Source organism: Streptomyces sp. 1331.2, assembly GCF_900199205.1.
Classification (GTDB): domain Bacteria; phylum Actinomycetota; class Actinomycetes; order Streptomycetales; family Streptomycetaceae; genus Kitasatospora.
On the sequence record NZ_OBMJ01000001.1, the window covers coordinates 502,023 to 526,153 of the forward strand.

The following is a 24,131-nucleotide window of genomic DNA, read 5'->3' on the forward strand; positions in this document are numbered from 1 at the left end:
ACCGGCCAACGGCGGCGTAATCCCGGCGCGGAACGACACGGAACGGCGCGGAATTGCACGCCGGACGGCCGGTGCGGAAATGTGCACCCGCTTGCACGCCGGACCGTCTGTGACATCATCCGACGGGGCGGGAATCGAGCTGACGGTCACTCAACCGCCATGTTTTCCAGGGAGGGCTGAGATGGCAAGGGTTCTCATCGGCAACGACTGGGACGAAAACCTCGGCAGGCATGCGGACGGGGCCGTCTGGTGGGTCGACCATTTCGTCTGGTTCGCCCGCGACCACGACGTCCTGATCCTTCCGCAGGCCCCGGAGGAGGCCTTTCTCCGGTACGTGACCGAGCACACCGGAGTCGACCGGGAAACGCTCACCGTCGTCGTTCCGCCGAAGGAATCCACGTCGAGTGCCGGAATGCTCACCGGCGAACAGCTCACCGATCCGCGGCTCGCCGACGAGGTGCTGGCCGCGCTCGACGGACGGCCGGTGGACGAGATCTTCCCGATGTGGCCGCACACCTCGGTGGCGGTGCTGGCCGACCGGCTGAACGCCCGCACCGTGCTGCCCGGGTACGCGTTCCTCGGCCAGGGCGGCGGCGCCGTGGCCACCAGTAAGGCGGTCTTCCGCGCCGCCGCGGCGGGCGCGGGCGCACCGCTGCCCGCGGGCGCGGTCTGCGCGGACCTCCCGGCCGCCGAGGAGGCCGTCACCCGGCTGATCGAGCAGGGCCACAGCGTGATGGTGAAGCTGGAGTACGGCGCGGGCGGCGGCGGCAACGAGGTGCTCAGCCCGGTCGACGGCACGCGGCCGGTCGGCGCCCGGCGGACGGTGCACCTGACCGACCGGGCCGCGGTGCGCCGGTACCTCGCGGAGCACTGGGCCTGGCTGACCGACGACGGGGCCCATCTGCTCGTCGTGGAACAGTACTTCAGCGGCAGTCGGGCCTACTACGCCGAGTTCCGGATCGAGGACGAGGAGGTCGTCTTCGGCGGCCTCGGCGAGCTCATGCACGCCCCGCGCTACCTGGCCGAGGTGACCCCGCCCGAGCTCGACGCCGACCTGCAGGCCGCGCTGATCGACGGCGGCCGCAAGGTCTGCGCGCCGCTGCACGCCATGGGCTACCGCGGCAACCTGAGCGCCGACGCGATCATCACCCCCGACCGACAGGTGCTCTTCACCGAGTGGAACGGCCGGATCACCAGCTCGACGCACGCCTACCGGATCCTCGGCGAGGTGGTGGTCGGCCCCGGCTACACCAAGGACCGGGTGCTGCTCACCAACGTGTGGCCGCGCGGCTGGGCCACCCCGTCCTTCGAGGCGATGCGCGACGCCATCGCCGGCGCGGGGCTGGCCTACGACCCGGCCACCCGGACCGGCGTGATCGTCGTGAGCGGCCACAACCCGGAACGGCTCGGCGCGACCTACTGCACGGTGGCGGCCGACCTGGACGACGCCTGGGAGGTCAACGAACGGCTCGGCGAGCTGTTCATCCCGGCCTGAAGCCAGGATGAGCCCGCCCGAGCCCGCCTGAGCCGGCGGCCCGGCCCGCCCGGGCCACGGACACCGGCCGACCTGCCTGATCCGCCCGACAGGAGCACAGCAATGACGCGGAAGCAGACCGCACACCCCGGCGGGCGACCGACCGACGCCGCCCCGCCCGCCCCCGACGAGACCCCGGTCCAGCGGTTCCGCGCGACCGCCGCCCGCTTCGGCGACCGGCTCGCCGTGCACGGCCCTTCCGGTCAGTGGACCTACCGCGAACTGGACGCCGCTTCCGACGAGTTGGCGGCCCGGATCCGGCCCATGGCCGGCCCCGGCGACCGGGTCGCGCTCTGGTGCGGCCACGACATCGCGGCGGTCGCCGCCGTGCTGGCGGTGCTCAAGACCGGCGCCGCCTACGTCCCGCTGGACCCGCAGCAGCCCAAGGCGCAGCCCGCCGTCCTCGCCGCCACCGCACCGACGCTGCTCCTCACCGACGCCGCCCACGCCCGGGCGGCCGAGCGCGCGGCCGAGGGGGTGCCGGTGCTCGCCATCGCCGGGGACGGTCCCGGGGGCGACCTCGGGGGCGGCCTCCGGGGACCGGCCTTCGCAGCGCAGGACACCGCCGGGGCACCCGCCCGCGTCCGGCCGGACGGCGGCACGGAGAGCAGCCGGGAGGTGCTGGCGCAGGCGCTCGGCTTCGCCGGCCGGCTGGGTCTGACGGCCGAGGACCGGGTGCCGCTGGTCGCCCGGCACGCGCTGGACGGCTCGGTGCCCGAGCTGTTCGCCGCCCTGCTCACCGGCGCGAGCCTGCACGTCCTCAACCCGTACGCGGCGCCGCCGGCCACCCTGCTGGGCGAGCTCGCCCGGCAGCGGGCGACGGTCCTGCACGGCACGGCCGACCTGCTGCGGCTGTTCCTGGTCCAGCTGGGCGCCGGCGCGCCCGTACCGGGCCTGCGGGCCGTCGCCGTCTCCGGTGACGGCGAACTGCCCGATGTGGCAGGCCACTTCCCGGGGGCCGAGCTGGTCACCGTGAACGTCGCTCAAGACGCCGCCGGGACCGCCGGCGGGCGCCGGTCCGAGCCGGCCGAGGCGGAGGTGCTGCTGCGCGCCCACCCGACCGTCCGGCACGCGGCCGTCCTGGCCGACCCGCAGGCCCCGCCCGGCCACCGCCTGACCGGGTACGTCACCTCGCCCGGCCCGCAGGGCGCCGCGCCCGAGGAGCTGCTGCGCCACCTGCGCGCCGCGCTGCCCGAGTACGCGGTGCCGCAGCGGATCGTCGTCCTGCCCCGGCTGCCGCTGGACCCGACCGGCCGGCTCGACCGTTCGCGACTGCCCGCACCGCGGGCGGCGGAGGCGGCGGAGCCGGGCGACGCGCCGCGCACCGAGCAGGAGCGCCGGGTCGCCGAGCTCTGGTGCGAGGTGCTGGCCCGCGACACCGCGGCCCTGCCGGACGAGTTCTTCGCCAGCGGCGGCGACTCCGCCCGGGTCATGCGGCTGCTGCAGCGGGTCCGGGCGGAGTACGGCGTGGCCGTCTCGGTGCCGGCCTTCCTGGCCGCACCCACCCTGGGAACCCTGACCCGGCTGGTCGCCGCTGCGGCCCCCGCACCCACGGCACCCACCGCACCCCACGCACCCGCGTCCTGACCAGAACCGAACCAAGAACCGCCGAAGGAACCGAAGAAGGAGGCAGGCCCGTGCGCCTGAACAGCTACGACGGTTGGTCCCCGCTCCAGGAGGTCATCGTCGGCTCGGCCGAGAACTACACGACCCACGAAACCGAACTCTCCTTCAAGCTGTTCTTCTACGACCAGCTCTCCGAGCAGAAGTCCTTCTACGACCGGCAGTACTACCCGGTGATCTCCCCGCGCGGCTCCGGGAAGAGCGCGGAGGCCGGCCCCCAGTCGCCGATCAAGAAGCGGTACGTCGAGGAACTGAACGAGGACGTCGAGGGCATCGCGCGGACCCTGGAGTCCCTTTCCGTCACGGTGCACCGGCCGATGCCGCTGGCCGAGGTCAGCAGTGTGGAGACGCTGGCCTGGCCGGCCGCCGTGCTGCCGCCGCTGAACATCCGGGACAACACCCTGATCCTGGGCGACGAGATCATCGAGACCCCGCCGCAGGTGCGGTCCCGGTACTTCGAGACGCAGCTGCTGAAGAAGGTCTTCCAGGGCTACTTCGAGCAGGGCGCCCGCTGGACGGTGATGCCCCGGCCGATCATGACCGACGCCTCCTTCGACCCCTCGTACGCCGAGCGCTCGCCCGGCGGGCCGGCCGAGTTCATCAAGGAGCCGGAGTCCTCCCCGTACGACACCGGCTTCGAGATGATGATCGACGGCGCGCAGTGTCTGCGCCTGGGCCGGGACCTGATGATCAACGTCTCGACGGCCAACCACGCGCTGGGCGTCGACTGGCTCGAACGCCACCTGGAGGGCCGCTTCCGGATCCACCGCGTGTCGATCACGGACAACCACATCGACAGCATGGTGCTGGCCCTGCGGCCGGGCCTGCTGCTGGTGCGCACCCCGCGGGTCGCCGAGATGCTGCCCGAGCCGCTGCGCAAGTGGGACATGATCTTCGCCCCGGAGCCGGAGATCAACGCCTTCCCGTCCTACGATGACGACGACCTGGTGCTCACCAGCCCGTACATCGACCTCAACGTCCTGTCCGTGGACCAGGAGACGGTCCTGGTCAACGAGGCCTGCCCGGAGCTGATGCGGACCCTGGAGCGGCACGGCTTCACCGCCGTCCCGGTCCGCCACCGGCACCGCCGGCTGTTCGGCGGCGGCCTGCACTGCTTCACCCTGGACACCGTCCGCCGCGGCTCGACGCCCGAGGACTACCTCGGCTGAACCGGGCGCAGGCACGACCGAGGGGCGGTCCCGTTGCGGGATCGCCCCTCGGTCTTTCCGGCGCTCTTATGATTCGACCGGTTCGACGGCCTCACGCGGGACCAGGCAGTCGATCGGCGGCTGCGGGCGCGGGATGTGCGGCACCCGTTCCAGGCCGAGCCGGATCCGCAGCCAGGCCCACAGGTCCAGGTGGGGCTTGCGGCTGCGGTGCCGGAAGGTCTCGCCGGTGTCCTCCTGGGCGACGGTGCGCAGCACGGTGTCGCCGCCGCCGGCCTCGAACACGGTGAGGATCTCCGCCAGCCGGTCGATCGCGAGGTGCACCGAACGGTCGTACAGGTGCTCGTCGTTGTCCTGCGGAAGGACCTCCGGCCGGACCACCTCGACCAGTTCGCCGCCGTCCAGCCGGGAGGTGACCAGGTGCAGGCTGGCGCCGATGCGCCGGTAGTCCTTGCGCAGGAAGGCGAAGAACACGCAGTGGTTGCCCTTGTACTGCGGCAGGTAGCCGCCGTGGATGTTGATCATCAGGTGGCCGGCCTCGATGACCGGGCGCTTCAGGTAGGTCGTCCCGCAGACGACGGTGACGTCCGGGCGGAGGTCTTCGAGGAACGCCACGGCCTCGGGCGAGTTGATCCAGTCGACCCGCAGCACCCGCTCCGGCGACGGCGACGGCGCCGCCGGGGCCTGCGCCGGCGCCTCTCCCGGGGGCGCCAGCGGGGGCGTCAGCGCGCGGGTCAGGGCGGCGAAGTAGCGGCGCCGGTAGGCGGACCGTCCGGTGTAGCGCTGGCGGCGGACCTGGTAGCCGCGGGCGACGGCATCCGTCCAGGCGCGCCGGGCCCAGAGCCGGCTCTGCTGCGCGGCGCCCGGCTCGACGACCAGGCCGACCAGGTCCAGGTCGCGGGCGATCCGGGCGACCAGGTAGCGGTGGTGCGGGTCGTCCGAGCAGAGCACGGCCACCCGCAGGCGCGCGCCCGGGGCCTCCGGGGTGAGGTGCCACTCGTTGCCGTTGCGGCGTTCCACGGTCATCGCAGCACCTGCCCGGCGGGGAGGGCGGCGGAAGCAGCGGAACCGACAGAAGCACCGGAGGCGGCCGGGGTGCGCGGCCACGCGTGGCCGTCCCCGGCGGGGTGCAGGAACCGCTCCAGGCGCAGCGGGTGGTACAGCTCGTGCATCGGGTGGGGCCGTCCCTTCAGGGCGGCGACGACGGCCTGTGCCACGCTCGGTGCCTGGGCGAAGCCGCCCGTGTTGTGGCCACCGGTGATGACACCGACCCCGTCGGCGGTGGTCGGCAGCGTCTCCAGGACGCCGAGGTTGGCGGAGGTCCAGGGCCGCACGCAGAGCCGGCGGCCGCGCCGCAGCGAACCGTCCGCGATGGCCCGGGCGTACGCCTCCGGGAAGAACTGCCGGCAGGTGTCCTCGACGGCGGCGAACATCCGCTCCAGGGCGGCCGGCTCGATGTCGGCGGGGTCGGCGCCGGTGTAGCCGTAGCCGGAGCCGACGATCAGCACCGGGCGGCCGCGGCCGTCGGTCCCCAGGGTGACGTTGGCGTCCTCGGTCAGGTGGCCGCGCCGGGCGATCTTCAGCGAGTGGCGCAACTCCGGTGCCAGGTTGGGCAGTTCCATCCAGACGCCGAGCACGCCGTGGATCCGGCCGGCCGAGCGGGTGCCGGCCAGCAGGTCCCGGCCGTAGGCGCCCGGGGAGAACACGTAGCTGTCGGCCGTGACCACCTCGCCGGGCAGGCGCAGGCCGTGCAGCCGTCCGTCGGCGGCGCGTTCCAGCCGCTCGACCGGGGTGGACCAGCGGAACACCGCCCCGGCCTGTTCCAGCCGGGTGACCAGCCGGGCCATGAAGGCGTGCACGTCCACCGTGAAGCCGGGCACCTCCAGGCCGCCCGCCAACTCCCCGGTCGCACCGGCGAGTCCGGGGTGGCGCCGGCGGAGCTCCTTCGGGTCGAGCACCGCGCGCAGGGCGCCGAGGCCGGCGTGGCGCTGCGCGGACTGCTCCAGCTGCGCGCCGTCCGTGTAGAGCCGCAGGACTCCCGGCGTGTACTCCACGTCCTCGAAGAGGCCCGGGCACTCCTCGCGGAGCGTGCGCCACAGCTTGCGGCTCTCCCGGTTGAACGAGAGAATGTCGTCATTGTAGATCTGGGCCAACCAGCCTGGAACGGCCTCGAATTGGGAGATCCAGCGCTCCTCCTCGGCGGTGAACGGGGTCGCCTTCACGTTCCAGCCCCGGGCGCCGAGCGAGCGGCGGAAAACCCCGTTGACGAACGGCCGGTCGGCGGCGGTCCTGGCGTGGTAGTCGTCGGCCTCGGTCAGGGTGAACATCCGGGCTCCGCCGCCGCCGCGGCTGCAGCCGTACGCCGTCCAGGGCAGCGCCGTCCTCGGGTCGGGCCGCGCGTCCAGGATCCGGAGCCGGTGGCCGGCCCGGACCAAGTACCAGGCGGTCAGCAGGTTGACGACCCCGGCGCCGACCAGGACGACGTCACGGCCGGGGGCCTGCGCCAGCGCGACCTCCTCCCCGCCGGTGCGGCAGTGCTGCTCGGCGTGGCGCAGGGCGGTCAGGAACGCGCCGGTCGGCGCGCCCAGGGCCTCGACCAGCGGCAGCGCGGCGCCCGTCGGCCCGAACGGGGCGCCGGAGGAGGCGAACGGGGCACCGGTCGAGGCGAACGGGGCCGGCGCCGCCTCGTACGCCCGTACCGTCACCAGGTCCTGCGCCGACGGCCCGGAGCCGGCGGCCGGGGCCTGCCGGTCGTCGGCGACGACGACGGCCCGCCGGGGGTCGGTGACGAAGCCGGCGCGGTCCCGCGGGTCCGTCCCGTCCTCGACGAGCTCGCGCACCGCGCGGTTCACTGGGCCGGTTACGACTATGGGCATGGTGGTTCCCTGGTTCCCTACGTTCGTTCGTTCCGAGGTTCGTTCGTTCCGGCGCCCATTCGTTCCGGCGCTCGTTCCGAGGCGGAGCGGGGCCGGTGGTCAGGCGATCCGCTCGACGGCCAGCGAGGACCAGGAGTTGGGGCCGTCGCCGAAGGCCAGCACGTGCTCGCCCGGCCGGATCCCCCCGCGTTCGGCGCAGTGCGCCAGCGAGACCAGGCTGTCCGCCGAGAAGCAGTGCCCGTACTCGGCCATCGGGCCGAACAGCACGCGCTCGACCGGCACGCCCATCGCCGAGCAGAGGAACTGCTGGGCGACGGTGCGGTAGTTGGGGAAGAGCAGGTGGTCGAAGTCCTCGGCCGCGCGGCCGCACTGCCGGGCGATCTCCGCGGTGCCGGCCACGGCCAGCGCGACCGTGGCCAGGATCCGGTCGCCGACGCCCGCCCCGGCCCCGGCCTCCGCGTCGGTGACGGTGGAGACGCCGTGCACGGCGAACCGCACACCGTCCGAGGACAGTTCGTCGTCCGTTCCGCCGTGCGTTCCGCCGTCCGGCTCCCCCGCGGTGACCAGGCAGGCGACGGCGCCGTCGCTCACCACGGAGAGCGTGTCGGCCTGGCTGCGGTCCCCGTCCAGCACCCGGTCCGCCATCAGCAGCAGCACCCGGCGGTGCTCGCCCGAGGCGAGCGCCTGCCCGGCGAGGTGCAGGGCCGGGCCGAGGTTGCCGCAGTCGTGCCCGGAGACCCGCAGGTACCGGGTGGCGGGCAGGCCGAGTGCGCGGACCAGGTGGGTCAGCGAGTCGCTGCTGCCGTGGTCGTTCTCGCTCACGTAGACCAGCAGGTCGGGTGGTTCGACGGCGGCCTCGACGGTCCGGGCACCGGCCTCCGCGGCGAGCTGCCAGATCTCCCGCTCGCTCGCCCGGTACCAGGCCAACCCGGTATCGGGGGCCAGCAGTTCGGGGGCGAGGCGGTCGGCCAGTTCGGCGATCGGGCGCCGCTCGCCGTGCACGTACGCGAGGGCGGAGAGCTGGAGGGCGCTCATCGGGCGCCGCCGGGGGTCACGTCCATGAGACCACGGTGCGGTCGTCGATGAAGCCCATCAGGAAGGACAGGTTGGTCCGGTTCCCGGTGCTGGCGTCCACGGCGTGCACGTAGGCGCCGTTGAAGACGTAGACGTCCCCGCGGCCGACCTCGATGCGCAGTTCGTCGAAGCCGGCCAGCGCCTCGGCCGGGTAGGAGAACCCGGTGTGCTCGATGCCCAGCCGCCGGCGGCTCTCCGCGTCGGGGCGGATGTTCCAGATCACCAGCCGGCCCCCCTCCTCGTGCTCCACGCACATGTTGACCGCGCAGACCTCGTGGTCGCGCACGCCCTGGATCTCGAAGCCGGCCTGCCGGGGGTCACCGCACTGCGCCTCGTCCTCGTGCGGTTCGAGGGCGAAGCTGCCCTCCTTGTCCCAGGCCCGGACCAGCGCCGGGCAGGCCTCGGCGCCCTCGTGTTCGGCGATCCTCAACACTGCGCCGTGCCGGGCGAGTTCATCGGCCAGCCCGTCCCGGAAGGACTGCCAGGGCGAGCCGGGCACGTCGAGCACCTCGCGGACGTCCGCGGTGATCTTCTCGGTCTCGGCGAGGTAGGTCTCGGTCGACTTGTTCCAGTGGTACGAGCCGATGTAGTGCGAGGGCTCTCCCTCGCGGTGCCGGCGCGCCGGGCTGGACCAGAACCGGGCGACCGACTCCTTCTGCGCCTCGGCCGGGATCACCCCCCGGAACATGACGCCGAGCCGCCGGCCCTGCAGCACCTCCAGGACCAGCCCGGCGTCGAACTCGGTGCGCTCCTCCAGGCGGAAGAACTCCGGATCCGCCTGGAATCCGGCGACTGGACGGGATTCTGGACTCACGGTCGAACCGCCTTCCCGTTGGCGTGGGTGGAGTGGAGGATCAGGGCGCGGCGCGCGGTGCGAGGCACGGCGGTGCAGGGCAGGGCGGTCCGGCGCACGGGGCTGCGGCGCACGGCGGTCCGCCTCACGCCCTCGGCCCGCGGCGCACCGCGAAGGTGTCGCCCACGACGTAGCCGTCCAGGCCGTGCTCCTCGCCGTACCGGATCAGGTCGGTGGTGCGGTTGATGAAGCCGCGCCCGGAGAAGTTGAGCGAGGTGTTGCACAGCACGCTGAACCCGGTCAGGTCGCGGAAGGCCGTCAGCAGCCCGGCGATCTCCGGGTTCTGCTCCGGGGTCACCGTCTGCGCCCGGGCGGTGCCGTCGACGTGGGTGACGGCCTGCAGCGCGTCGGAGGTCACCTGGCTGAAGTAGAGCATCCACGGGTCGGGGACGGAGCCGCTGAACCAGCGCTCGGCGTCCTCCTCCAGGCAGATCGGGGCGATCGGCCGGTACCCCTCGCGCTGCTTGATCTTGTTGAGCCGGGTGGTGGTGTCGCGGCTGAACGGCGCGGCCAGGATGGAGCGGTTGCCGAGCGCGCGCGGGCCCATCTCCCAGCGGCCCTGCGCCCAGGCGATCACGTTCCCGTCGGCGATGAACCGGGCCACCTCGGCGAAGTCCAGCGGCCGCACGTCGTACCGGGCCGGGTCGAAGGAGGCGTCCTCGACGAAGGCGTCGCCGGCGTAGACGTCCCACTCCACCGCGGCCGAGCCGGTGTAGTGCAGTTGCGCGTCGATGGCCGTGCCCAGGGCCGAGCCGCTGTCGTTCGGACAGGGCGGCACGAACACCTCGGGGAACAGCCCGCATTCGCGCCAGCGGCGGTTCCACTCGCAGTTGAGCGCGCAGCCGCCGGAGATCAGCAGCGGGTAGCCCGCGGTGAGCTCCTTCGCGGCGTAGTCGTGGAAGCGCTCGAAGATCGCGTCCGACAGCCGGGCCGCGACGTCCTTGTACTCCTGGGACTCCACGCCGATGTCGTGGAACGGGGTCCAGGTCATCTGGTCCTTGGCCAGGCTGAGGATGATCTGGTCCTGGGCGAGCAGGAAGTCGATCAGCTCCTGCTCGGCCGCCGTGGCGCCGCCCTTCCGGGCGAAGCCGGTCAGCGCCATCTGCTTGCCGGCGTCCTGCAGGCGCAGCAGGCCCTTGTTCGCGGGGAAGCGCGGGTCGGCGAGGGCGAACAGGTAGGCGTACTTGTTGCCCGGGTCCGCCAGCACGTGGCGCAGGTGGGTCACCGTGCCGTGCTCGTCGACCAGGTAGAAGGAGCCGATGTTCCCCTCCCAGACCAGGCAGTAGCAGGGCTGCCCGGGCCGGAAGGAGGACAGGCCCAGCGCGGTCATGATGTGCGAGCGTTCGTGCGTGGACGAGAAGATCCGGACGTCCTTGCCGAAGAACCTGCCCGCCTCGTCCGTCACCGCGCCCGGGCCGACGCCGAAGTACCCCGTCCTGGACGGCGGTTCGACGGAGTGCGCGCCCTTCACCCAGCCGCCGACGGCCACCGCGTCGGGGATCCGGCCGAGCCGTTCCGCGGCGAGCAGCAGCACCTCGGCCGTCAGCCGGTCGTAGCGCGGGAACGAGTCCTTCTCCGCCTCCAGGGAGAACAGCAGCCGGCCGTCGTCGATCGCGGCTATCGAGCCGTCATGGCCTTCTTTGAATCCCAGAACCAGCATTGTGCCCACCTCCGAGCGGCGTGCCTGCGTCGAGTCCGACCAGGGCCGTGCGATCGAGCTTTCCGTTGTGCGTCCGGGGGAACGAGTCCACGATCACGAACCGCGACGGGACCATGAAATCAGGGAGCTTCCCGGCCGTATAGCCGCGCAGATCGAGGTCGGCGTACGCCTCTGCGACCTGCCGTCGAGCTTGCTGTCCGACTCTCTGACGGATCGTCAGATAGGCGACCAGGGACCGGTCCTCCGCCCGGTCGCCGGCGACCAGGACGACGGCCCCGGTGACGTCGGGGTGCGCCGTCAGGACCGCCTCGACCTCGGCGGGGTCGACGCCGGTGCCGCGGATCTTCACCTGTGCCTCCGCGCGGCCGACGAACTCCAACGCCCCGTCGCCGTACCGGCGTACCAGGTCGCCGGTGCGGTACATCCGGGCGCCCGGCGGCCCGAAGGGGTCGGCGACGAAGCGTTCGGCGGTCAGCCCGGACCGGCCGAGGTAACCGTGGGCCAGCCCGACGCCCGAGGCGTAGAGCTCGCCGACCTCCCCGTCGGGCACCGGGCGCAGCCGCCCGTCCAGGACGTGGACGGGCTTGCCGGCCAGGCGGCGGCCGATCGGCACCGACGGGCGGTCCGCGTCGGCGGCCTCGACCCGGTGCGTCGTCACGAAGACCATGCACTCCACCGGCCCGTAGCCGTTGACGAAGCGCAGCCGCGGGAACCGCCGGACCACCCGGGCGGCGTGCCCGGGCGACAGCGCCTCGCCGCCGACCAGCAGGTCCCGCAGCCCGGCGAAGACCTCCGGACGGGTGTCCATGATCACGTGGAACAGGACGGTCGGGAGGTTCATCGTGGTGATGCCGTGCCGGGCGACGAGTTGTTCCATCCGGAGCGGGTCCGGGCTCCCGGGGTGGATGACGCAGGCGCCGCCGGAGAGCAGCGGCCCCCACAGTTCCAGCGCGAAGGCGTCCCAGGAGACCGGCGCGCACTGCAGCCAGACGGTCTGCGGGCCGAAGCGGGTGTAGTGCTGCCCGAGCACGGTGCCGACGATCGCCCGGTGCGGGGCGGCGACCACCTTCGGGCGGCCGGTGGAGCCGGAGGTGAAGATCACGCAGGCGGTGTCCCCCGGCCGGGCGCGGGCGGCGGCGCGGGGTGGCGCCGGCCCGGTACCGGTGCGGGGATCGGCAGCGGGATCGGCCAGGGGGACGAAGCCCGCCGTGGTGCCGAGCCGGTTCGCGTCCGCCGCCGTACGGGCGACCAGCACGGCCGGGCCGGCGTCCTCGGCCATGGCCCGCAGCCGCTCCACCGGGAAGTCCCGGTCCAGCATCAGGTAGCCCGCCCCGGCCTTGAGCGCGGCCAGGATGGCGACCACCATCTCCGTACCGCGCTCCAGGTGGACGCCGACCAGTTCCCCGCGCCGTACGCCCGCGGCCAGCAGGCGGCGGGCCAGCGCGTCCGCCCGTTCGTCCAACTCGCGGTAGCTGAGCCGTTCTTCACCGCAGGCCACCGCCAGGGCCGCCGGGTCGGCGGCGGCACGCTCCTCGAAGACCTCGTGCAGGCACCGTTCGGTCGACGCCCCGGGCCGCCAGGCCGGCAGGTCCGCGTTGAGTCCGGTGTCGGGGGCCACCGCTAGACGCCCCGGCCGGTGCCGCCCGGCGCGGCGGCCCGGCGGGAGATCGGCAGCAGCGGGTCCTTGCGGTCCGAGTCGCCGAGCCGGCGGGCGACGCCCGCGACGGTGGGCTCGTCGAAGAACTCGCGGACGCCGAGCCTGGCCCCGAGCACCGAGCGGATCCGGCTGACCAGCCGGGTCGCCGCCAGCGAGTGCCCGCCGAGCAGGAAGAAGTCGTCGTCGACCGCGATCGGCGTGCGCTGGAGCACCTCGGCGAAGAGCCCGCACAGGGTCTCCTCCAGCGGGGTGCGGGCGCCCCGGTCCGCCGCCGGGGACGGCTCGGGCTGGGCGGGTTGCACGGCGTCGGGCGACGGCTCGGGTTGGGCGGCCCCGGCGGACGGCGCGGGTTGGGCGGCCTGGGCGGACTGCGGCGCGCCCTCCTTGGGCCCGGCCGGTCGCGCCTGCCGGACGGCCCGGTAGCGGTCGAGCGGGAAGTCGAGGTCGGCCCGGCCGATCGGCGCCTCCGGGTCCGCGGCCGCCGCTTCGAGCAGCCGCAGCAGGCCGCGGGCCAGGTGCTCGGCGGTGTCCCGGTCGAACAGGTCCACCGCGTAGGCGAGTACGCCGTCGATGCCGCTCGGCCCGCCGTCCGCGGTCCTGGTCTGGTTGAGGTCGAAGACGAGGTCCAGGGTGCCGCTGTCGGTGTCGATGCTCTCGTGCCGGGCGTGGACGCCCGTCAGCTCCAGCGCGTTCTCCACGCCGTCGTAGAAGGCGATCGAGACCTGGTGGAGCGGGTTGCGGTCGACCGACCGCTCCGGGTTGAGCGCGTGCACCAGCTTCTCGAAGGGCAGGTCCTTCTGCTCGAAGGCGGCGAGGTCGGTGTCCCGGACACGGCCCAGCAGGGTCCTGAAGTCCGGGTCGCCGGAGGTGTCGGCGCGCAGCACCAGGGTGTTCACGAAGAAGCCGACCAGCTCGCCCAGCGCCTCGTCGCCCCGGTCGGCCACCAGGGTGCCCACCGGGATGTCCGTGCCGGCGCCCAGCCGGGTCAGCAGCGCGGCGATCGCGGCGTGCAGCACCATGAACACGGTGGCCTGGCCCTCGCGGGCCAACTCCTGGATGCGTCCGTGCAGTTCGGTCTCGATCCGGAAGGGAACGGTGCCGATCACCCGGCTGGGGACGGCGGGCCGCAGACGGTCCACGGGCAGGTCCAACTCCCGCGGGATTCCCGTGAGTTCGCCACGCCAGTGGGCCAACTGCCGGGCCAACGTGCTCTCCGGGTCGTCCTCGTGCCCGAGGACGGTGCGCTGCCACACCGCGAAGTCCCGGTACTGGACCTGCAGCGCGGGCCAGTCCGGTGCGGAGCCCGCCAGCCGGACCCGGTAGGCCCGGGCGAGGTCGCCCCAGAACGGCCCGGCCGACCAGGCGTCCCAGACGATGTGGTGGAACACCAGCAGCAGCACGTGCTCCTGCGGTGCCAGCACGAACAGCCAGGCGCGCAGCGGGCGGTCCACCGTCAGGTCGAAGCCGCGCCCGGCGGCCTCGGCCACCTCGGCGCGCACCTGCTGCTCGGTCGACGCGGCCACCACCAGGCCCGGCCGGCCCTCCTCGACGGGCAGCACCCGCTGCTGCGGGTCGCCGTCGACCAGCGGGAACACGGTCCGCAGGACCTCGTGCCGCGCGGCCACGTCCCCCAGTGCCGCCTCCAGCGCCCCGGCGTCCAGCGGGCCCGAGAGCCGGAAGGCCTCCGCCGAGTTGTGGGCCGCCGAGAATCCCTCGACCTGGTTCAGGAACCAGAACCGCTCCTGTCCGAACGACAGCGGCGCCGCAGCCATGTCCCCTCCGTCTCCTGCTGCTTTCTGCCTTCTGCTTTCTTGTGCTGCCGGGCCGTCGAGGTCAGGCCGTCAGGCTCGCCGGCCTCAGGTCCGTCCAATTCCGCTCGATGAATTCCAGGCATTCCGCCCGGCTCGCCGCCGGGTGGGCGGTCCGCCAACCGGCGGGGGCTTCGAGGAATTCGGGCCAGAGCGAATGCTGCCCCTCGTCGTTGACCAGCACCACGAAGGAGGCCTCCGGGTCGTCGAAAGGATTCAATTCTCCACCTTTCCAGGCACCTTGATCCTGCGTCGGCAACGCGACCACTACATCCGACCGGCCCGGGCGTGCACAAGCTTTCCCCGGTTTCGCCGGCCGCGGCCGTGCGTGCAACCGTGAGTTCCTGTCAGTTGAACGGCGCCGCCAGGAATTCCCGGGGACGTTCCGGCGACGCCCCGAAGGCGTTCCGGAGGCGTTCCGAAGGATTCCCGGGCCGGACGTCCACATCCCGTCAATACGACGGCCGCACCGCCACCGGCCGGGAGGCGCCGTGCACCTGCCCGCCCGCCACCACGATCGCCCGGACGGCGTGCTCGTGGTGCGCGAAGGCGTGCTCCCCGACCTCGACCTCGGCCCGCACCCGGACCGGGCTCCCGGGCACCAGCAGCACCCGCTGCGGCTCCGGTACGACCAGCCCGTGCGCCGCCGCCTTGGCCACCTGGACCAGCACCGCCGCCGGCAGCCCCTCCCCCGCCCCGTCGGCCGCCGTGACCGTCACCTCGACCTCCACCGTGCCCGGGCTCGGCCAGAGCGGCGGGCAGTCCAGCCCGATTCCGCGGACCGGAGCCCCGGCGGGCAGGTCGAGCACCGGCCCGCAGCGGTGGCAGGCCCACACCTCGCGCCGCAGTTCCGGGTAGGCCGGGTGCCGGCCGGTCACGGTGGCCGTCGGTCCCGCGCAGTACGGGCAGCGCTCGCCGCCGGGCACCGCGGTGGTCTCCAGGAAGTCCTCCCAGACCTCGTTCAGCGGGGACTCGCTGACCTGCCCGAAGTCGTGCAGGTCCAGCGCCACGCCGTACTCCGCCTCGGCCACCAGCTCCAGCAGCCGCTCCACCGGATCGCCCTCGGCGTCCGTCCGCAACACCGACGGATCCCCCTTGAGCGCGGCCACCGCCGCACCGACCTGCGCGTCGAGCTCGGGCAGGCCCTCGGCCGGCAGCAGCCCGGCCAGCGGCAGCTCGCGCAGCGCCCGGATCGCCCGCCCGGCCCGCCGCAGCCCGGCCCTCGCCGCCGTCTCCCCGGCGGTGTCCCTGCGGTCGAGCAGCGTCGCGAGGTCCGCCAGCCGGGCCGGGCCGGCCCCCGGGACGGGCACCACCCACGGGAGCCCGAGGACCAGGTGGTACGGCACCTCCCGGTCGCCGGCCTGCCGGTTCAGCAGGACGCCGAGCTGCCCGACGGTGGCCCCGGCGGCCGCGGCGCGGTGGGCGAGGCGGTTGAGCCGCACGTCCGGGACCATCCGGTGCACGGCCCCGATGAAGGCCGCGGCGCCACCCCGGGCGAAGGCCTCGGTGAGCCGGTACTCGGCGGCCACCAAACCGTCGCCGGGCCGCCAGGACGTGCAGCTGTTGGCGAGGACCACGTCGGCGCGGATCGCCCGGGCCGGGATGACCTCGGCCGCGGCCACGCCCGGGCGGAAGCACTTCCCGGTGAAGGCGCAGCTCGGCGCGCCGTCCGGCACCGGCCCCTGGCCGGGCCCGGGTGTGCGGTCGGCGGTGGCGCCGCAGACCACGGTGTCGGCGAGGACCAGGCCGTGCTCGCGCCCGGCCACGGCGAAGGACACCAGGCCGTGCCGCCGTCCGGTGAGCAGCGGCGCCAGCACCTCGGCCCGGGTGTCGGCGCCCGTCACCCAGTGCAGGCCGGGCACCTCCGCCCGCTGCGGGCCGCCCCACGGGGCGACGCACAGTTGCGGGTGGTCGGGCGGCGGTCGCAGGGCGGCGCCGAGGCCCTTGGCGAGCAGCCGGCTCAGCTCCTCCAGGCTCCGGCCGGAGAGCACGCCGAGCGCCGCCTCGCCGCGGCCGGCGCGGCGCAACCCGGCTGTCGCGTCGAGGGTTTCGAGCAGCAGGTCCAGCGACAGCTCGTCGGAGAGCGCGGCCAGCACCACGTGGTCGGCGGCGGCGTCGAGTGCCGGCAGCTCGCGGGGCGCGCAGGCGGCGAAGGTCCCACCGACGCGCTCGGCGAGCGCGGCGCCCAGCGGGGCGGCGGCGGAACCGGGCGGGGTCAACACCAGCACCCCACCGGTCAGCGCGGGCGGCGTCAACCTCCCTGTGGGTGACGAGAGTTCGGCGAGCTCGGCGAGGCCGTCGCCGAACCCGCCGAACCCGCCGAGCTCGCCCAGCACCGGGATGAGCCCCGGATCCCGCAGCGCATCGAGATAGCCGGCCTGGTCAGGGTGCGCCACGTACGGAGCGTCCGCTGTGTACTGACCGTGCACGGTGTCCGGCGGGCCGACGGTCACGGCGTCACCGCGGCCACGTCGACGGTGAAGCCCCCCGGCCGGCCGACCCGGGAGGCGATCCGCCGCACCTCCAGGTGGTCGGCGGCGACCTGCGCCGGGTCGGGGTCGGCGAGCACCGCCACCCCGAGCTTGTGCGCGTCCATCAGGTCCAGGGTCTCCGGCACCTCGTCGCCGTCCTCGACGTTGACCTTGAGGTGGCAGCAGCTCGGCAGCTCGGTGATGGCGTCCAGGCCGGCGATCCCGCTGATCCGGCCGGCCGAACGGACCGAGAAGAACACCACCAGGACGGTCATCTCCAGGTCGTAATCCGGGCGGACGTCGCTCTCCCCCGCCAGGTGGCGCACCGCGCGGTCGATCAGGTTGTCGCCGGTGGCCAGTTGGCAGGCCCAGGGCTGCGCCCCGCCCGGCGGCCGGGCGTTGACCTCCATCAGCAGCGGCCCGCGGTCGGTGAGCATCACCTCGGTGTGCGCGACGCCGAACCGGACGCCCAGGGCGTCCAGCACCTGCCGGGTGTAGCGCAGGAGTTCGGCGTGGCCCGGGGCGTCGTACGGGACGAACTCCATGCTCTCGTAGATCGCCATCCGGCCGCCGGAGTCCAGTTTGCGGTACCGGACGATGTCGGTCACGGTGTGCACGCCGTCGTGGCTGAAGGTGTCGATCGCGTACTCGACGCCGGTGACGTACTCCTGGACGACGACGTCGGTGAGCTGGATGCCGTGCCGGCTGACCGCGCCGGCCAGCCCGGTGACGGCCTCGCGCCAGCCGGCGCCGCCCGGGTGCCTGGTCACGCCGTCGGTGCCGGAGGCGTTGGCGGGTTTGACCACGAGGTCGCGGCCGGTGAGCCCGCGCTCGCGCAGCCAGTCGGCCACCTGCTCCGGGTCGCGGGTGCAGAGGGTCTCGACGATCGGCAGTCCGGCAGCGGCCACGGCGGCGTACATCTCGCCCTTGTGCCAACGGGCGGCGGCGAGTTCGGGCCGGTTGGCGCGGTCCGGGGTGAGTTCGGCGGCCAGCCGGTCGGCGAGCCGGACGCCGTGCTGCTCGCCGGGCAGGATCGCGACCGGAGCCAGCGGGCGCAGCCGCTCCAGGACCGGGTCGAGCAGTTCGGGGGTGATCGGTGCGGCGTCGTCGGCGCCGTACTCGAAGTGGTGGTCGAAGTCCTCGGCCCGGAACGAGGCGGCCAACGGGGCCGCCGAGCGCAGCGTGACCCCGCAGGTCGCGAAGCCGGCCCGGCGCAGGGCGGGCGCATACATGTTGCCGGAGGAGTAGGGCTCGACGATGACGACGACGGGGCGGCTCACTTGGCCCCCCGGGTGGCGGTCTGGTCGATCCGGGCGGCCAGCAGCTCGACGGTCGGGCACTCGAAGATGTCGCCGATCAGGACGCGCTTGCCCAGTCCGGTGCGGATCTTGGAGACGACCCGGGTGGCCAGCAGGGAGTGGCCGCCGAGGTCGAAGAAGTCGTCGGTGAGCTCGATCTGCGGGATCGCCAGCACCTCCCGCCAGATGTCGAGCAGCGCCGCGGCGGTCTCCGTCAATCCGGCTGCGGGGCCGGGCGGTTCGGACTCCGCCTCAGCCGCACGCCCGGTCCCGGACGGCTCCGGCGGTGGCAGCTCCAGGGCGGCGCGGTCCAGCTTGCCGGTGGGGGTGAGCGGCAGGGCGGAGCGCGTCACGAACCGGGCGGGCACCATGTGCTCGGGCAGCAACCGGGCGGCGTGCTCCCGCAGTTCCCGCGCGGTCGGGGTGCGGGCCGGGTCCCGGGCGACCACGTGCCCGACCAGGCTGCGGCCGGTGGCGTCCTCGTGCAGGGTGACGGCAACCTCGCCGACCTGCGGGTGCTCCAGCAGCCGCGACTCCACCTCGCCCAGTTCGATCCGGTGGCCGCGGATCTTCACCTGCTGGTCGGCCCGGCCCAGGAACTCCAGCGAGCCGTCCGGCCGGTGGCGGGCCAGGTCGCCGGTGCGGTACATCCGGCTGCCGGGCTCGGGGGCGAACGGGTCGGCGACGAAGCGCTCGGCGGTCAGCCCCGGCCGGCCGGCGTAGCCCCGGGCGACGATCGGCCCGCCGACGTACAGCTCGCCGACCACGCCGGTCGGGGTCGGCTGGAGGGCCCGGTCGAGCAGGTACACCGCGGCGTCCGTGATCGGACGTCCGATGGACGGCAGGCGCGGCCAGTCGGCCGGGTTCCCGCGCAGCCAGTGGGTGGTCGCCACGCTGGTCTCGGACGGGCCGTAGCCGTTGCGCAGCACACAGCCGGGCATCTGCTCCAGCCAGCGCACCAGGTCGGGAGCCATCACCAGCTGCTCGCCACCGGTGACGACGGTGCGCAGCCGGGTGACCCGGCGCCCGTCCGGGCGGGCCGCCCAGTGCGCGATGTTGAGCAGGCCGGAGTAGGGCGCCTCCAGGTGCTCGATCGCCTCGCGCTCCAGCAGGTCGAGCAGCGCCTCGGGCTCGCGCCGTACGGACTCGTCGGGCAGCAGGACGAGACGGGCCCCGGCGTGCCAGGCGCCGAAGATCTCGCAGAACGAGGCGTCGAAGCTCAGCGCGCTGAACTGCAGGACGTGCGCGCCGGGTTCGATCGCGGTCGCGTCGACGTACCAGTCGATGATCCGCACCAGCGCGCGGTGCGGCATGGCCACGCCCTTGGGGCGGCCGGTGGAGCCGGAGGTGTGCATCACGTAGGCGAGGTTCTCGCCGTGCACCGGGGTCTGCGGGTCGTCGGCCGGGCGGTCGGCGAGGTCGCAGTCGGCCAGGTCGTGGATCTCCGGCACGCCGAGCCCGGGCCGGCCGATCTCCCCGTAGCCGGCGGGCAGTTCGGCGAGCCGGGCCGCGTGCGGGGCCTCGGTGAGCACCAGCCGGGGCGCGCACTCGGCCAGGGCCTCGGCGGTACGGGCAGGTGGCGCGGCGACGTCCAGCGGCACGTAGTAGCCGCCGGCCTTGAGCACGGCCAGCATCGCGGTGAGCATCCCGACGGTGGAGCCGCCGTAGAGCGCGACCGCGACCTCGGGGCCGACCTGCCGCTCCCGCAGCCAGTGCGCCAGCCGGTTCGCCCGTGTGTTCAACTCCGCGTAGCTGACGGCCTGTTCGGCCTGAACCAGGGCGACGGCCTCCGGTGTCCGCTCGGCCCAGGCCTCCACCAGCCGGTGCACCAGCGGCGCGGCGGGCACCGAGGAGCCCGTACGGCACCAGGCGCCGAGCAGCAGGGCCCGTTCGGCGGGCGGCAGGACGGCGGTCCGCCCGACCGGGACGGTCGGGTCGGCGAGGACGGCGGCGAGCAGGGCGTGCCAGCGCGCGGTCCAACGCGCGACCGCCTCGGGGCGGTGGTCGAGCCGGGTGTGCAGGCCCTCGGGCGAGCGACGGACGGTCAGGGCGGGCCGGCCGGCCGCGTCGTCCGCCCGGCCGTCCGCAGAGCCGTCTGCCGCCTGGCCGTCGGCCGTACCGGCCCCGGGGCGCAGTTCGATCCGCAGGCCGGCCGGCCCTGCCGACGGCTCGACGGGCGCCTGCTTGCGCAGCCGGGCCAGCAGCTCGACGAAGGACGGGTCGTCGGCCAGCTCCACCCGGTGCACCCGGGTGCCGGCCGGCTCGCCCGTGTGGAGCGTCGCCTCCGGCTCCGGTCCGCCGCCGTGCCGCAGGGCGAGCACGGCAAACGCGGCGAGCAGCGTCAGCTCCTCGGGCACGTCCTGGGTGCGGCTCAAGTCGGCGATCCCGGCGGCGAGTTCGCCCGGCAGGAGGTCGGACGGCGCTTCCGGGAGACCGTCGGAGCGCGGGACCGTGCTCCCGGTCGTCGTGGTGTCGAGGCCCTCGGCCATGGCCATGCGGCTCCTTCACGTGTCGAGTCGAGGGGGCCCGGCGCTGCTGGGCCGGACTCGACACCCGCGCAACGCCTCGCATCGCCGACGGCGGATCGGACGACGATTTCCGCCGGGCCGGAAGGGCGGAACGGCCGGGAGCGTGGAGCTGGGGTGAGCTCCGGCCGGAAGCCAGTAACGGCGAGGGCCCGAGCGTTCGTCAAGGCTCGTCGGTTTCCGCCGGACTCCCGCCGAGTGCCGTCACAGGGCGGGCAACTGACAGATCGTGGCAGTTGAACACACCACCCCGGAGCGGGCCGCAACCGGCCCCCCGTGCGAGCGGGACGAGCGACCATACCCGAATGCGCCCGGTAATTCCACCGGTGCGAATTGCCCCGTCGAACGGCCGTCGCACCCCTGGTCCGACGACCCTTGACAGGGCCTCGGGCCGTCATGAGCCTGGGAAGAATGGATGAGCCGAACTATTCGCTGGGGAATGTCCGCGACGATCCGCTCTTGAACTCCGGCCATTGGGAGGGATTCAGCCGGTTCTGGGAGAATCTGCCGCTGGACGGCCACATGGGGGACGGCGGCACGTACCGGCGGCGGAAATACTCCGCGATTTCGTACGAACTGGACGGCGGCGCGATCCGGCCGCTCGAACACGCGGGCTTTCTGCAGAGCAAGGAGATCAACCCGCTGAACGGCGGAGTGGTCCGCCGCTTCGAGGCAGTCGACCGGGGGCTGCTGGACACTCCCGTGCTCCGGCGGCTGCTGGCCCACTTCACCGCGCGCATCGCCGACAGCGCGCCGGACGACCGGCCGCCCGCCCCGGTCCGCCGGGTCAACATCCACCAGCACCGGATCACCGCGACCGGGGTGGAGGCCGGCCACCCGACCCCCGAGGGCGTCCACCGCGACGGCGTCGAACACATCGTCATGATGCTGGTCGCCCGGAGGGACGTCTCGGGCGGGGCCAGCACCCTGTACGACAACGCCGGAACGCCGCTGCTCACCCACACCCTGACCGAGCCGGGCGACTTCATCTTCCTCGACGACCGCACCTGCCTGCACTCCGCGTCCCCGGTCGCGCTGGCCCCGCCGGCCACCGAGGGACACCGCGACATGTTCTTCCTGGAGTTCTGCTGACCTCGGCCGTCCTGCCGACCTCAGCCTCCTGCCGCCCCGTAACCGACCGCGACTTCCGTTGACGGAGACCGACGCCATGAGCCCGGCACACCCAGCCCCCACCCCCGACCTCCTGCGCGCGATCTGGTGCGAACTCCTCGGACTGGACCGGGTCGACGACGAGGCGAGCTTCTTCACCCTCAGCGGCAGCTCGGTCGACGCGCTGCGCCTGGTCGACCGGGTCCGCACCACCTTCGGGCTGGCGATCAGCGTCCGGACCGTGATCGAGGCGCCGACCGTGACCCAGCTCGTCGAGGCCCTGCGTCAGGCCCCGCCGGCCCCCACCCGGCCGAGCCTGACGCAGGGCAGGCACACCGAGTGACCCGAGCGCGGTCCTGCCGAGTCGGCCGGACCGCCCGGGACTGCCGGTCCGGGCCAGGCCCTGCCTGACCCAACCCGGCACACGCCCGATCAGCCGTGCCCTCGCTCGTTGCCGAGCGGCCGCCGCTGACCGGGAGACGAACGTCACCAACGGGGGAGACGGGGATGTACAGCGATCACTTTGCCGCGCCCGCGCGCCGCGATCCGGGGCGCGATCCGGGACGCGCCCACCGCGGGCAGTCGGCCCGCGAGGCGGTCCCGATCGAGGACCTGCCCGGGAAGGCGCGCACCTGCCGGCCGCAGCGCCCTCTGCCCCGCGCCCTCGCCCCGCCTGGCCCTCGGCGACCGCTTCCAGGCCGCCGAGGGCTTCCGGCTGCCCGGAGCCGAACATCTCCGGCGCGGTCCGCTGCGCGAACGCACGGTGCTGGCACTGGCCGACGTCCGGGCCGTCTGCTGCCGTCTGCCGCCGTCCTCATCGGCCCGGTATCGGCCACTCTCAATTTTATTCCCATGACGAGATTTCTTCGTGATATTGCCGTACGCCCGCAACATGCGCGATTCACCCGGAAACACCCACGCCATATCTGCCGGTTTTGGCGACGCTTTCCCTGGGTACCCGGCGCATGGCCGGGTCACCCCCGACGACCAGGCCAAACGCTTCCCCGGAGCTCCTTGACGATCTCTCTTGACATGCCCCAGCTCGCAAAATACTCTCCGATACGGAGGTGAATCAGCCGGAAGGCAAATGAAAGTGGCCGATATTATGCGGCACACCACACCGTTCAGTCTCCGGCACATATTCAGTCAAAATCAATCAGGACCGGCTTCCCCCTGCGGTTTCCATTCGTCCAGTGAAGGTGAAATTGCACAGCGAAGGGCGTTCGACCCCCACTCCAGACAGTGCCGTCCAGATCGCTCGTCGTTCATGGAACATGACGGTGGAAACCGTCCGGATCGACCGGATCCGGCCGGCCGACTCCCCCCGACTCGACGGCGAGGACCCCGACCACATACGACTCCTGGCCGAATCCGACGCCACCCTCCCGCCGATCCTGGTCCACCGCGGATCCATGCGGGTCATCGACGGGATGCACCGGCTGCGCGTCGCCCAGTCGCGCGGAGACACCGAGGTGGCCGTCGAGTTCTTCGACGGCACCGAGCTGGAGGCCTTCATCCGGGCCGTCCAGCTGAACGTCACGCACGGACTGCCGCTCTCGCTCGCCGACCGGGAGTCAGCCGCCGCCCGCATCCTCGAATCCGGCGAGAGCTGGTCGGACCGGGCCATCGCCCGGATGACCGGCCTCAGTGCCCCCACCGTCGCCCGGATCCGAGCCCGTTCCCTGCCCGACGGCCACGCCGACGCCCAGTCCAGGCTCGGCCGCGACGGCCGGGTCCGACCGCTCAACACCACGGCCGGTCGGCTGCGGGCCGGCGAACTCATCGACTCCGAACCGAATCTGAGCCTGCGTGAGATCGCCAGACGAGCCGGGATCTCCGTCGGCACCGCCCGGGACGTCCGCAAACGCCTGAGCCGAGGCGAGGACCCGATCCCGGCCCGCTTCCTCCCCGGCCCCCACCCGGCGACCCACCCGGCTGCCGGCCCGCTCGACCCCTCCGGACCTCCGACCGCCGACCCCGGCCCCGACCCGATGGACGGTTCCTACGTGTCCGACCTCAACAGCCTGCAGAAGGACCCGTCCCTTCGGCTCACCGGCAGCGGCCGATTCCTCCTCCGCTGGCTCAGCTTCCACGCCATCAGCCAGGAGAACCGCGCCAGCCTCATCAGGTCGCTCCCGGCGCACAACAAGGCCCGGATCGCCTACATGGCCAAGTGTTGTAGTCGCTGGTGGGCAGAATTCGCGAACGATCTGGAACAGCCGCAGGAACTCCGCGACATCCCCAAGACCGGCTGAACGAACCGGCCGAACCAGCCGAACGAAGGCCCGGGAAACGCGAAGAACCCCCATCCGGGATCCGGATGGGGGTTCTTCAGAAGAATTGTTCGGCGGCGTCCTACTCTCCCACAGGGTCCCCCCTGCAGTACCATCGGCGCTGTGAGGCTTAGCTTCCGGGTTCGGAATGTAACCGGGCGTTTCCCTCACGCTATGACCACCGAAACACTATGAAACTATCG

At 73.4% G+C, this 24,131-nt stretch carries 17 protein-coding genes and 1 rRNA gene; 6 read left to right on the top strand and 12 right to left on the bottom strand.

What is annotated here, in order from left to right; translation table 11 throughout:
- Positions 1 to 181 precede the first annotated feature (181 nt).
- The 3 genes from CRP52_RS02305 to CRP52_RS02315 all read left to right on the top strand — a co-directional run bounded on the left by CRP52_RS02305 (position 182) and on the right by CRP52_RS02315 (position 4,326).
- Positions 182 to 1,495 carry a peptide ligase PGM1-related protein gene (locus CRP52_RS02305; RefSeq protein WP_097234829.1) on the top strand — a complete coding sequence of 438 codons (1,314 nt, stop codon included), beginning with the start codon at positions 182 to 184 and terminating at the stop codon, positions 1,493 to 1,495.
- 102 nt (positions 1,496 to 1,597) lie between these two features.
- Positions 1,598 to 3,121 carry an AMP-binding protein gene (locus CRP52_RS38005; protein ID WP_097234830.1) on the top strand — a complete coding sequence of 508 codons (1,524 nt, stop codon included), beginning with the start codon at positions 1,598 to 1,600 and terminating at the stop codon, positions 3,119 to 3,121.
- A 50-nt stretch (positions 3,122 to 3,171) separates the two neighbouring features.
- Positions 3,172 to 4,326, top strand: a complete 1,155-nt coding sequence (locus CRP52_RS02315) for a glycine amidinotransferase (protein WP_097234831.1) — start codon at positions 3,172 to 3,174, stop codon at positions 4,324 to 4,326.
- Positions 4,327 to 4,392: 66 nt separating this feature from the next.
- Here CRP52_RS02315 and CRP52_RS02320 read toward each other — a convergent pair whose 3' ends face one another.
- The 11 genes from CRP52_RS02320 to CRP52_RS02370 form a co-directional block, all read right to left on the bottom strand.
- Positions 4,393 to 5,349 carry a formyl transferase gene (locus CRP52_RS02320; protein ID WP_097234832.1) on the bottom strand — a complete coding sequence of 319 codons (957 nt, stop codon included), beginning with the start codon at positions 5,347 to 5,349 and terminating at the stop codon, positions 4,393 to 4,395.
- Complete coding sequence (locus CRP52_RS02325; RefSeq protein ID WP_097234833.1) at positions 5,346 to 7,199, bottom strand: NAD(P)/FAD-dependent oxidoreductase; 1,854 nt, start codon at positions 7,197 to 7,199, stop codon at positions 5,346 to 5,348. The genes CRP52_RS02320 and CRP52_RS02325 overlap by 4 nt, the downstream gene beginning before the upstream one ends.
- 99 nt (positions 7,200 to 7,298) lie before the next feature.
- A complete protein-coding gene (locus CRP52_RS02330; protein ID WP_097234834.1) occupies positions 7,299 to 8,234 on the bottom strand; it encodes a 3-oxoacyl-[acyl-carrier-protein] synthase III C-terminal domain-containing protein in 936 nt (311 codons plus the stop codon).
- 16 nt (positions 8,235 to 8,250) lie between these two features.
- On the bottom strand, positions 8,251 to 9,087 hold the full coding sequence (locus CRP52_RS02335) for a hypothetical protein (RefSeq protein ID WP_218893056.1): 837 nt from the start codon (positions 9,085 to 9,087) through the stop codon (positions 8,251 to 8,253).
- 124 nt (positions 9,088 to 9,211) lie between these two features.
- Positions 9,212 to 10,786 carry a carbamoyltransferase C-terminal domain-containing protein gene (locus CRP52_RS02340; protein WP_097234835.1) on the bottom strand — a complete coding sequence of 525 codons (1,575 nt, stop codon included), beginning with the start codon at positions 10,784 to 10,786 and terminating at the stop codon, positions 9,212 to 9,214.
- Positions 10,755 to 12,404, bottom strand: coding sequence for an amino acid adenylation domain-containing protein (locus CRP52_RS02345; RefSeq protein ID WP_218893057.1), 1,650 nt, complete (start codon positions 12,402 to 12,404; stop codon positions 10,755 to 10,757). Before CRP52_RS02345 ends, CRP52_RS02340 begins: the two co-directional genes overlap by 32 nt.
- A gap of 2 nt (positions 12,405 to 12,406) precedes the next feature.
- Positions 12,407 to 14,215, bottom strand: coding sequence for a condensation domain-containing protein (locus CRP52_RS02350; RefSeq protein WP_097234836.1), 1,809 nt, complete (start codon positions 14,213 to 14,215; stop codon positions 12,407 to 12,409).
- A 61-nt stretch (positions 14,216 to 14,276) separates the two neighbouring features.
- Complete coding sequence (locus CRP52_RS39130) at positions 14,277 to 14,471, bottom strand: MbtH family protein (RefSeq protein WP_147465254.1); 195 nt, start codon at positions 14,469 to 14,471, stop codon at positions 14,277 to 14,279.
- Positions 14,472 to 14,703: 232 nt separating this feature from the next.
- Positions 14,704 to 16,647 carry a hypothetical protein gene (locus tag CRP52_RS02360; RefSeq protein WP_143685626.1) on the bottom strand — a complete coding sequence of 648 codons (1,944 nt, stop codon included), beginning with the start codon at positions 16,645 to 16,647 and terminating at the stop codon, positions 14,704 to 14,706.
- Positions 16,648 to 16,700: 53 nt separating this feature from the next.
- Positions 16,701 to 18,002, bottom strand: a complete 1,302-nt coding sequence (locus CRP52_RS02365; protein ID WP_097234839.1) for an ATP-grasp domain-containing protein — start codon at positions 18,000 to 18,002, stop codon at positions 16,701 to 16,703.
- On the bottom strand, positions 17,999 to 20,515 hold the full coding sequence (locus CRP52_RS02370) for a non-ribosomal peptide synthetase (RefSeq protein WP_097234840.1): 2,517 nt from the start codon (positions 20,513 to 20,515) through the stop codon (positions 17,999 to 18,001). The genes CRP52_RS02365 and CRP52_RS02370 overlap by 4 nt, the downstream gene beginning before the upstream one ends.
- A 489-nt stretch (positions 20,516 to 21,004) precedes the next feature.
- On the opposite strand from CRP52_RS02370, the gene CRP52_RS02375 reads away from it, so the two are divergent.
- The 3 genes from CRP52_RS02375 to CRP52_RS02385 all read left to right on the top strand — a co-directional run bounded on the left by CRP52_RS02375 (position 21,005) and on the right by CRP52_RS02385 (position 23,910).
- The gene (locus tag CRP52_RS02375) at positions 21,005 to 21,637 is read left to right on the top strand and encodes a 2OG-Fe dioxygenase family protein (RefSeq protein ID WP_179852660.1); all 633 of its coding nucleotides are present in this window, start codon (positions 21,005 to 21,007) and stop codon (positions 21,635 to 21,637) included.
- A 76-nt stretch (positions 21,638 to 21,713) separates the two neighbouring features.
- Positions 21,714 to 21,998, top strand: a complete 285-nt coding sequence (locus tag CRP52_RS02380) for an acyl carrier protein (protein ID WP_097234842.1) — start codon at positions 21,714 to 21,716, stop codon at positions 21,996 to 21,998.
- A 931-nt stretch (positions 21,999 to 22,929) separates the two neighbouring features.
- Positions 22,930 to 23,910: a ParB/RepB/Spo0J family partition protein gene (locus tag CRP52_RS02385; RefSeq protein WP_097234843.1), complete on the top strand. Its 981-nt coding sequence runs from the start codon at positions 22,930 to 22,932 to the stop codon at positions 23,908 to 23,910.
- An 87-nt stretch (positions 23,911 to 23,997) separates the two neighbouring features.
- On the opposite strand, the gene rrf is transcribed toward CRP52_RS02385, so the two are convergent.
- Positions 23,998 to 24,114 (bottom strand): 5S ribosomal RNA (gene rrf / locus CRP52_RS02390).
- Positions 24,115 to 24,131 lie beyond the last annotated feature (17 nt).

Excerpts from the sequence above, each read along its gene's own strand:
- CRP52_RS02305 (WP_097234829.1), top strand. The coding sequence starts at position 182 with ATGGCAAGGGTTCTCATCGGCAACGACTGGGACGAAAACCTCGGCAGG.
- CRP52_RS38005 (WP_097234830.1), top strand. The coding sequence starts at position 1,598 with ATGACGCGGAAGCAGACCGCACACCCCGGCGGGCGACCGACCGACGCC.
- CRP52_RS02320 (WP_097234832.1), bottom strand. The coding sequence starts at position 5,349 with ATGACCGTGGAACGCCGCAACGGCAACGAGTGGCACCTCACCCCGGAG.
- CRP52_RS02325 (WP_097234833.1), bottom strand. The coding sequence starts at position 7,199 with ATGCCCATAGTCGTAACCGGCCCAGTGAACCGCGCGGTGCGCGAGCTC.
- CRP52_RS02330 (WP_097234834.1), bottom strand. The coding sequence starts at position 8,234 with ATGAGCGCCCTCCAGCTCTCCGCCCTCGCGTACGTGCACGGCGAGCGG.
- CRP52_RS02340 (WP_097234835.1), bottom strand. The coding sequence starts at position 10,786 with ATGCTGGTTCTGGGATTCAAAGAAGGCCATGACGGCTCGATAGCCGCG.
- CRP52_RS02350 (WP_097234836.1), bottom strand. The coding sequence starts at position 14,215 with ATGGCTGCGGCGCCGCTGTCGTTCGGACAGGAGCGGTTCTGGTTCCTG.
- CRP52_RS02370 (WP_097234840.1), bottom strand. The coding sequence starts at position 20,515 with ATGGCCATGGCCGAGGGCCTCGACACCACGACGACCGGGAGCACGGTC.
- CRP52_RS02380 (WP_097234842.1), top strand. The coding sequence starts at position 21,714 with ATGAGCCCGGCACACCCAGCCCCCACCCCCGACCTCCTGCGCGCGATC.
- CRP52_RS02385 (WP_097234843.1), top strand. The coding sequence starts at position 22,930 with ATGACGGTGGAAACCGTCCGGATCGACCGGATCCGGCCGGCCGACTCC.